General features: G+C 68.2%; 8 protein-coding genes. 1 reads left to right on the top strand and 7 read right to left on the bottom strand.

What is annotated here, in order from left to right; genetic code table 11:
* The 3 genes from D180_RS24150 to D180_RS05685 form a co-directional block, all read right to left on the bottom strand.
* Positions 1-1,145 (bottom strand): ESPR-type extended signal peptide-containing protein (locus D180_RS24150; RefSeq protein WP_255325540.1); only part of this gene is annotated, 1,145 nt, incomplete at its 3' end.
* Positions 1,146-1,582: 437 nt separating this feature from the next.
* Positions 1,583-2,302 carry a fimbria/pilus periplasmic chaperone gene (locus D180_RS23810; protein ID WP_017912035.1) on the bottom strand — a complete coding sequence of 240 codons (720 nt, stop codon included), beginning with the start codon at positions 2,300-2,302 and terminating at the stop codon, positions 1,583-1,585.
* A 47-nt stretch (positions 2,303-2,349) separates the two neighbouring features.
* Positions 2,350-3,663: an EAL domain-containing protein gene (locus tag D180_RS05685; protein ID WP_157835427.1), complete on the bottom strand. Its 1,314-nt coding sequence runs from the start codon at positions 3,661-3,663 to the stop codon at positions 2,350-2,352.
* 271 nt (positions 3,664-3,934) lie between these two features.
* Between D180_RS05685 and D180_RS05680 the strand changes: the two genes are divergently transcribed.
* Positions 3,935-4,510, top strand: a complete 576-nt coding sequence (locus tag D180_RS05680; RefSeq protein ID WP_017912033.1) for a recombinase family protein — start codon at positions 3,935-3,937, stop codon at positions 4,508-4,510.
* A gap of 159 nt (positions 4,511-4,669) precedes the next feature.
* On the opposite strand, the gene D180_RS23805 is transcribed toward D180_RS05680, so the two are convergent.
* From D180_RS23805 to D180_RS05670, 4 genes are all read right to left on the bottom strand, one after another.
* Positions 4,670-4,840 carry a hypothetical protein gene (locus tag D180_RS23805; RefSeq protein WP_017912032.1) on the bottom strand — a complete coding sequence of 57 codons (171 nt, stop codon included), beginning with the start codon at positions 4,838-4,840 and terminating at the stop codon, positions 4,670-4,672.
* A gap of 28 nt (positions 4,841-4,868) precedes the next feature.
* On the bottom strand, positions 4,869-5,591 hold the full coding sequence (locus D180_RS23800; RefSeq protein ID WP_157835426.1) for a hypothetical protein: 723 nt from the start codon (positions 5,589-5,591) through the stop codon (positions 4,869-4,871).
* Positions 5,592-5,694: 103 nt separating this feature from the next.
* Positions 5,695-7,425, bottom strand: coding sequence for a diguanylate cyclase (locus tag D180_RS05675; protein WP_051064778.1), 1,731 nt, complete (start codon positions 7,423-7,425; stop codon positions 5,695-5,697).
* A gap of 103 nt (positions 7,426-7,528) precedes the next feature.
* A complete protein-coding gene (locus D180_RS05670) occupies positions 7,529-8,131 on the bottom strand; it encodes a response regulator transcription factor (protein ID WP_043090532.1) in 603 nt (200 codons plus the stop codon).
* Positions 8,132-8,280: the final 149 nt, after the last annotated feature.

The following is an 8,280-nucleotide window of genomic DNA, read 5'->3' as shown; positions in this document are numbered from 1 at the left end:
GCGGTGCTTGCGCTGGTGGAAACCCGATCCAGCGTGTTGGCGATGCTGCTGAGGCTACCGGACACGACAGTGGACACCGACTGCAACTGCCTGACGTTCACCGCATCGTCGGGGTTTTTTCCGTCGGCGACGTTGACGATACTCGCGTAGTGGTTGTCGATGCCGTTGGTGGTGGTGGTGCCGGTGACGTTCAGGCCTTTGGTCGTGATGCTGCTGGACAACGAGGAGACCGTCGTGCTCAAGGTGCCGACGTCGCGCGTGAGCGTGCTGAGGCTCGCCAAGGACCGATTCGCCTCGGCCAGCCCCTCGTTGGCGATGTTTAACCCGGTACTCAGGGAGCCGGCCATGGTCGACAGCTGGTTGACCTCGCTCCGCATGGAGCTGGTGGAGGTCGAGAGGCTGCTGACATTGTTCGATATCCCGGTGACCTCGCTCCGCATGGAGCTGGTGGTGGTCGAGAGGCTGCTGACATCGTTCGATATCCCGGTGACCTCGCTCCGTACGGAGCTGGTGCTGCGAGTCAGCTCGCTGACCGAACTGGACAGCGAGGAGACGGTACTGTTGGTAGTGCTGAGCTGGCCGAAGTTGACCGCATCGTAGGTATTGGAACCATCGGAAACGTTGACGATTTTGTTGGTTTCACCGCGCGTCGACGACATGTCCAGCGTACCGTGGATGAAGGCGCCGTTGTAGGCTTCCACATAGCCACGGACGAACAGACCAAACTCGTTCGCGACAAGGTTCGGGGTCACTGCTCTGACGAAATCCGCGGTACGCGGGTCGGCGTGTCTCAACCCGCAAAATTGACTCTTGACTTGCGCAACGGATCCGCCGAAAGCGTCGACCTGCGTGCACGTATCGCCGTCCACAGCAAAAAAGGCACCTGGCACCAGTTGCGCCATCGCTACACCCGGAGCCAACCCGGCCGACACGGCCAATGCCAGACCCACGCTCCAATGCAATGCATATGCCGTGTCGCCACGCTCGGCCTTACCGATGGCGTCGCCGCTGCGGTCGGCCGTGGCGCGACGCCGCGCACCGCCGGCGCACGGCCCGGTCTTTCTGCGCAGATTGGTCAGTTCCGACACCGGCACCAACATGCCCAGACGGTGGTCCCATATCAGGGTGAAGATATTTTTATTCATTCGCGTGTCTCGATAGGCTTCCCGCGAGCGGGTGGAGTGTTCTGTGCATAGCGCGTTGGCGCGCACAAGAGCCCGGCAAGCGGCCGGGACGCTATGGGTGGTACCGATGTCGGCTGTGCTGCTCCTGGACTGATGAGGATGGCAACGATGACGCCGCACGCTCATGCGGCCCGTCGCAGGGCGCGGCGGCCTCGCGACCGCGACAGGCCGACGGTCGTCGCGACCACGCCGGATACCAGTGCGGCGCACGCCTGCGCCGCCTCCGGGTATCGACGCCCACTGCGTCGCGACGCACGTGACGCCGATTGCGACGCCACCCGGACTGGGAACCCGACCACCGCATCCGCCACGACGGAGCGAGCGCCATCCGCATACGGCACCGGTCAGATTCGCAGTCCGCGAGGCCCCGCCGCGGCGGGCCGCCGGACCCTGCGAGTTCAGCGCGCTAGCACATGGACCCGCTCCTGGCGTTCGCCACCGTCGTCCAGGTAATTCACCTGCAGAGGTCCTTCCGTGGTCTCCGACCACGGCAGCTCGAAGGCGACGCTGGCGCCGGCCAGCACGTAGACGGGCGCCGGCAGATTCAGTGCAGGCGCAGCGCCCGCCCTGAACATCGCCTGCTCCACCCGCGCATGGCGGCGGCCGTAATTGGTGGCTTCCAGCCAGAGCCGCCCACCCCGCCGATAGGCACTCCACGTGATCTTGGCAGTGGTGTCCGGCAAGCTGACGAACACCGGAACGGCGACGCATTGGCCGAACACCGCCACATCCGGGTCGCCGCTGCGCACGGGATCCAGCAACCGATCTACGACCAGGCGGTAGGTCAGCTCCTCACGCATGCGCAGCACGCTCTCGCGTGTCAGCACCATGGTGCTGCGTGCGTACGGCTCGATGCGGATCACGCCTGGATAGACCTGCACGGCAGCGGTAGACCGCAGCAGATCGCGTCCATCGCGCTGGTTCCAGCGGAAGATGCGCGCCTGCACGTGCAACGCGACATCGCCGAGGTTGTGCAGAACAACCAGGCAAACGCGCTCGTCGGGACGCATCTCCACATGGGTCGGCTCCACACGCAGCACCGCCGCGATAGCATCCGCGGTCTGCGTGCGTGCGGCTGGGGAGACGGCGATCGGCTGGTCGGCAGGCGCGTACGGCATGGCATTGGACTCTGTCGGGCGGCGGGGAGTGAGAGGAACGGGAGCGGTCACGGCGCAACTTCCCGGCGCGGCCTGCGCGCGCCAAGCGCATCGGACACCCATGCGGGGCTCTGCAACCACTCCGGCGCCACGTCCGGGCGCTTCAGGTGGTAGCCCTGCACGCCCCGCAGGCCCACGCTTACCGCGGCGTACAGTTCGTCGTCGTTCTCCACGCCTTCGGCCACCACGCACCGCGTGACGTGCGCACACAGCCGTCCCAGATCGCGCAGCATCAGGTACGGCGTGCGCTTCTGCGTCGGATCCTGGGTCACTAGCGATCGATCGATCTTGATCACGTCCGGGCGGCACTGGACCATGAAATCCATGGTGCTGTGACCACTGCCGAAGTTGTCGATGGCCACGCGGCAACCCAGCAGCTTGAGCGCAGCGACCAACGCCAGGGCATCGCCCGCGTGTTCCAGGATCGCGGTTTCGGCGATTTCCACGGTCAACCGCGTGGCCAGCGCGTCGTCGTCGCGCAGCCGCTCGAATATCGGCTCCCACCAGCTCCATGGCTGCAGCGACCGCACCGAAAGGTTGCAACCCAGACGCAGATGCGGATGTGCGGCCAGCAGTTCGATCGCGCACCAGAGCACGCTCTGGTCGAGGCGCCACATCAGTTGCAGCCGCTCCAGCGCTCGGATAGTGGCGGCGCACGACAGCGGCTCGCCGCCCCTGACATCGATCCGGCGCAGCAGCGCCTCGTGATACAGCACCGGCGGCTGCGCCTGTTCGTCGGTGCAGTACACCGGCTGGAACGCGAACAACAGCCGTTTGCCGCGCATATCCTCGAACAGCGCATGCGCTAGACGCATATCGGCACGGTAGCCGCGCGCCCAGTCCTTGCCAGGATGCTTGTTGGGATCTTCGCCGATGCCGTCCCCGGTGTCGGCCCGCTGCGCGCCGCAACGCCGCCAGTCGATCTCGCGCACGGCGATATTGAGATAGACCGCATCGGTTCCGTGCATCACCGGCGCCGCGCACACGGCTTGGCGACACCGTTCGATCAGGACCCTGCGCGCGCCGCTTGCCCGCAGATACAGCACGATGGAATCGCCGAAGGCGATCACGCTCACGCTGCGCAGACCGAGCCCGGAAAGGCGACGGAACGCGGACCGCACGACGTCCTGGCGGAAGCATTCGCCGTAGGCGCGGCCGATCATCGACAGATTGCAGATGCTCACCAACAGAGCGTCTTCGGCGGGAGCGGTGGTCGCCGCCAACGTCGAAGCCCCCTCCCCCCTGTTGCTGTCCATGTCCGCGTGCACTCCCTCTTCAAATGCCCTCTGCGCGATCTGGCGCACGGCGCCGAGTACCTTCATATCGCCGACCTGTTCGGTTATGGTGTCGGCGCTGCAGCGGAATGAAGGGGTCCTTTCTTTCATCATCCTTTATGGGAAGCTGCTAACTTGGTTTTGCCGGGAAAAACAGCGCTGAAATGCGGACGAGGGTTCGCGTACAAAAGGACCCTATTTGTCACCATCCAGCGCATCCCACACAAACGAACGTCGCCGGCGCATGCCGACCGGGCACCCTTCCGCGGGGGCTGCATTTTCCGGTGACGTTCCAGCAAAACCGGAGTCAGAAGAAGCAATGAAGAACATCGGCTACGCACGCGTCTCTACCGACGAACAGAACCTTTCCCTGCAGGTCCGCGACCTCGAGCGCGCCGGCTGCGACCTGATTCTCACGGACCAGGGCATTTCAGGCGCCACACGCAAACGTCCAGGCCTGGACCGCGCCCTGGAGATCCTGCAAGCGGGCGACAAGCTGGTGGTGTGGCGGCTGGACCGGCTGGGCCGTTCCTTGGTGCACATGGTGCATCTGCTCGATCACCTGGGCGAACGCCAGGTGTCGTTCCGCTCGCTCAATGAGCAGATCGACACTGGCTCCTCCAGCGGCAGACTGGTGTTCCACATGATGGCGGCGCTGGCCGAGTTCGAACGCTCGCTCATCAGCGAGCGCACTCGCGCCGGCATGGCGGCAGCGCGCGCGGAAGGCCGCAAACTCGGGCGGCTGCCGGCGCTGGACGACCGCCAGTGCGTGGAAGCATTGCGTTTGATCGACGACGAGGGGCAATCGCTGCGGAACGTGGCGGCGCGCTATCGCGTCCACCCGCGCACGCTGATCCGCGGGGTCAATAAGCTGCGCGAATCCGCTTTGGTGTAATCAGCGGCAAGGCACGCGCGCCGGCAGGCAGGCAGGCAGACCAAGGTGCATTCGCTTGCGCCGCCTACCCAGCGCGGCATCGGTGGGCGTATCCAGTCCCGCGGCGCGAGCGCACCGCGGACCGGGTGCGATTGGACGTTGGCGAGTCGCGATCGGGGCTTACATGAACTCCGATTGGGCACGCGCGATCGCGGCTTCGGGCGCCAGATCGAGACCCATCTCGCTCAGCCGGAAGGCATGCAGTGGCGCGGGCAAGCGCGGGTCGGCCCGCGCTTGCGGCAGCAGCTCGGCACGGACCCACGCGGCATGGTCGGCGAACTGGCGCCTCATGGCCTACAACGCCTGCTGCGCTTCGACGTCAACGATGCCATCGTTTACGCACAACGCAGCGATGCCGGACGCGCACGTATCCGTCTCCGCGAGCATCCTGCGCACTGCGCACACGCTTGGCCGCGATAATCCAGCATGGCCACTGCGCTGCAGGGTGTGGATGCGAGCCGGATCTGCAATCGGGGGCTGCCTGGCGCCACCTCCCGACATAGCGGCGCAACCGCTGCAGCGCCAGGATGCGGTGTTGGGGCGCAGCCCGCGCCAACTGTGGATTGCCGATGTCGGGAGACCTCAGTTGCGGTGCGTCGCTCCATGGCAGCAAATCGCACTCTTCCAGTTCGCCGCCGTCGTCGCGACGTGCGTCGGTGTCGAGCAGGATCCGCAAATGCCGGCACAACGCAGGATCGCTCACGCTCGCCAGCGCGACCGCATAGCCGGAGCGGACGCAGGCCCGGGCGGTTAGATAGCGCGTGGCGTCGTCATGACCGGGGGCGATCGCATCGGCTGCGTCGCCGACGATGCAGAAGAACCCGATTTCCTGGGGCGTGAACGCCAATTGCGCTCGCACCAGCGCCTGCGCACGGGCGTCGCTTTGCGCACGTGCGAGTGTCGCGGCTACGGCGTCGGCCGCCGGCGCGACAGGGGTAGCGAGGGCAATGGTCAAGCGCGTGCAGACAAGCAGTTCGGGAAACCTAGATTCCCACGACCCGTTGAGCGGCAATGCGTCATGCATGGTGGCGGCGCCGGCCATCATACGAACCGGGTCGACACGGTCGGCATCGGAGTATCGCCGCCGGCGCACCGCAGTTGCGGTGCCGACGTCTCCACCCGCCGGCACCGCATGGCGCCAGCCCTCAGCGGGTGGTTCTGAGCCGCTGCGTTTCGTCGTTGGATGCGGGGGCACGCGAGTGCGACGGAGAAGCGACGGCGGCAGCGACCCGGTTGCGGCCGCTGCGCTTGCCGCGGTACAGCGCCGCATCGGCGCAGCGCAGCAGCTCCTCGGTGCTGCGGCCGTGGTCCGGATAGGCGGCCACGCCGATCGACACGGTCACCGGCGGCAGCGCCTGACCCTGGTGCTGCACCTGCAGGTTCGCCACCGCGGCGCGGATCTGCTCGGCGCGGCGCTGCGCCACGTCGGCGGCGGCGCCCGGCAGGATCACCGTGAACTCCTCGCCGCCGTAGCGGCAGGCGATGTCCTCCGGCCGCACCAGCCCGGCCAGCAACTGGCCGAATGCGGCCAGCAAGGCATCGCCGCCGGCGTGGCCGAGGCGGTCGTTGAGCGCCTTGAAGTGGTCCAGGTCCAGCATCATCAGCGCCAGCGGCTGCTCACGGCGCTCGCAGCGTGCCAGTTCGCGCAACAACGACTCTTCCAGGTAGCGGCGGTTGTACAGCCCGGTCAACGGATCGCGGATCGACTGCGTGCGCAGGCGCTGGCGCAACTGCAGGTTGTGCAGCGCCATCGCCAGCTGTTCGGCCACCACCTCGACCAGGGGCAGGCGTTCGAGCAGGGCCGGATCGCGGCTGGACAGATGGATCAGCCCCAGCGGCTCGCCCTGCACCATCATCGGCACGCAGGTGCCATGGCGCGCCACGCCGGCGGCGTGCGCGCAGGCCGGCGCGGCACCGGGCCGCTGGATCTGGGTGGCGCGGCTGCGCAGGCCTTCGCAGCCGCTCAGCGACAGCGACGGCGCGCACACCGCATCCTCGCCCCAGTGCGCGACACAGACCGCCTGCTCGCCCGCCGCGTCGGTGCAGTACACGCTGCAGCCGGCGTCGCCGAGCAGGCGCTCCAGCGCCTGCCGCGCGACCTCCACCGCCTCGTCCTGCTGCACGCAGCTCTGCAGTCCGCGGCTGCAGCGGTTGAGCGTGCGCAGATCCTGTTCGGTGCGCTGCATCTGCTGCACGGTGCCCACCAGCAGCGCATTGGCATGGTGACCGCGCTGCTCGGCCTGACTGCGGCGGCCGATCTCGCGGCGCAGCAGCAGGTACAGACCCAGGGTCAGCGCACACACCGTGGGGATGCCGATCACCGCCAGCCGGCGCAGCAGGTCGGCGTTGGCGGCGGTGGAGCGGGCGCTGCTGGCCAGCGCCGCGCGCTCGCTGCGCACCAGGCTGTCGGTGTTGCGCCGGATCGCCTGCGACATCAGACGGCCCTGGCGGGCGCGCTCCGGGTCCGGCTTGCGCATGCCTGCCGCCCTGCCCTGGAAACGGGCCACGGCGAGCGCGCTGTCGCGCATGCGCGCCTCGATCTGCGCCTGGACCTCCTGCAGCCGCTGCTGCTGCGCGGGGTTGCCCTGCAGCAGCGTGGCCAGTTGCTGCAGCCGCGGCGGCAGCGCGCGCTGGCACGCCCGGAAATCGGCCAGGTGTTCGCGGCTGTCCAGCAGCAGGAAGCCGCGCAGCGAGGCATCGCAGTCGGCGAGGTTCAGCTGCAGGCCGTTGATCTCGGCAATGACCCGGTGGCTGCGCTGCACCGCGGCCGCATCGGCGAGAAAGCGCTCGCTGCCCACCAGCACGCCGCCACTGATGCCCAACAGCAGCAGCAGGGCCAGCGGCACGCCATAGCGGTTGATCGTGGTGGAGGGCATGGCGTTGGCCAATGGGAGGAGGGAAGGCCGCGCGCGCCCTGCACTGCGCTGCGCAGTCAAGCGCAGGGAGCCATGCAAGTTTCAGGCCGAACCGCGCGCCGCGTCACAGCCAGCCCTTCTGCCGGGCCAGCCGCGCCGCCTCGATGCGGTTGCCGACCCCGAGCTTGCCGATCGCCTCGGACAGGTAGTTGCGCACCGTGCCCGACGACAGCCCCAACTGCGTGGCGATGTCGCCGGCCGAGGCGCCCTCGCCGGCCAGACGCAGCACCTGGCGCTCGCGGTCGTTGAGCGGGTCGGCCTCGGACCAGGCTTCCAGCGCCAGTTCCGGGTCGATCGCACGGCCGCCGCGGTGCACCTGGCGGATCGCGTCGATCAGCCGCTGCGGCGGTGCGTCCTTGAGCAGGTAGCCGCCGACCCCGGCATCCAGAGCGCGGCGCAGGAAGCCGGGGCGGGCGAAGGTGGTGACGATGATGACGCGCACCGGCAGTTGCTGGCGCTGGATGCGCTGGGCCAGCTCCAGGCCGCTGAGGCCGGGCATCTCGATGTCGGTGACCAGCAGGTCCGGCGCATGCGCCTGCAGCGCGCGCCAGGCGGCTTCGCCGTCGGCCGCGCTGGCGACCAGGTCGAGATCCGCTTCCAGGCCCAGCAGTGCGCCCAGCGCACCGCGCACCATTGCCTGGTCCTCCGCCAGCACTAAACGAATCACGGCACCCCCCGGTCCTTGTCGGCCCATTGTAGTGCCCGGGCCGGGCCGGCGCTCAGCCGAGCGCGGCGTCCTGGTCCACCGGGGACTGCATCCGCGCCGCCGGCGCGGCGTCCGCCATCGCCGCCTCGACCCGCGGCAACGGCGCGGCG

Source organism: Xanthomonas sp. SHU 166, from assembly GCF_000364685.1.
In the GTDB taxonomy this organism is placed as follows: Bacteria; Pseudomonadota; Gammaproteobacteria; order Xanthomonadales; family Xanthomonadaceae; genus Xanthomonas_A; species Xanthomonas_A sontii.
The sequence above is the reverse complement of the archived record's forward strand: the minus strand, read 5'-3'. Positions and strand labels throughout refer to the sequence as shown.

Excerpts from the sequence above, each read along its gene's own strand:
- D180_RS23810 (WP_017912035.1), bottom strand. The coding sequence starts at position 2,302 with ATGCCGTACGCGCCTGCCGACCAGCCGATCGCCGTCTCCCCAGCCGCA.
- D180_RS05685 (WP_157835427.1), bottom strand. The coding sequence starts at position 3,663 with ATGAAGGTACTCGGCGCCGTGCGCCAGATCGCGCAGAGGGCATTTGAA.
- D180_RS05680 (WP_017912033.1), top strand. The coding sequence starts at position 3,935 with ATGAAGAACATCGGCTACGCACGCGTCTCTACCGACGAACAGAACCTT.
- D180_RS23805 (WP_017912032.1), bottom strand. The coding sequence starts at position 4,840 with ATGAGGCGCCAGTTCGCCGACCATGCCGCGTGGGTCCGTGCCGAGCTG.
- D180_RS23800 (WP_157835426.1), bottom strand. The coding sequence starts at position 5,591 with ATGGCCGGCGCCGCCACCATGCATGACGCATTGCCGCTCAACGGGTCG.
- D180_RS05675 (WP_051064778.1), bottom strand. The coding sequence starts at position 7,425 with ATGCCCTCCACCACGATCAACCGCTATGGCGTGCCGCTGGCCCTGCTG.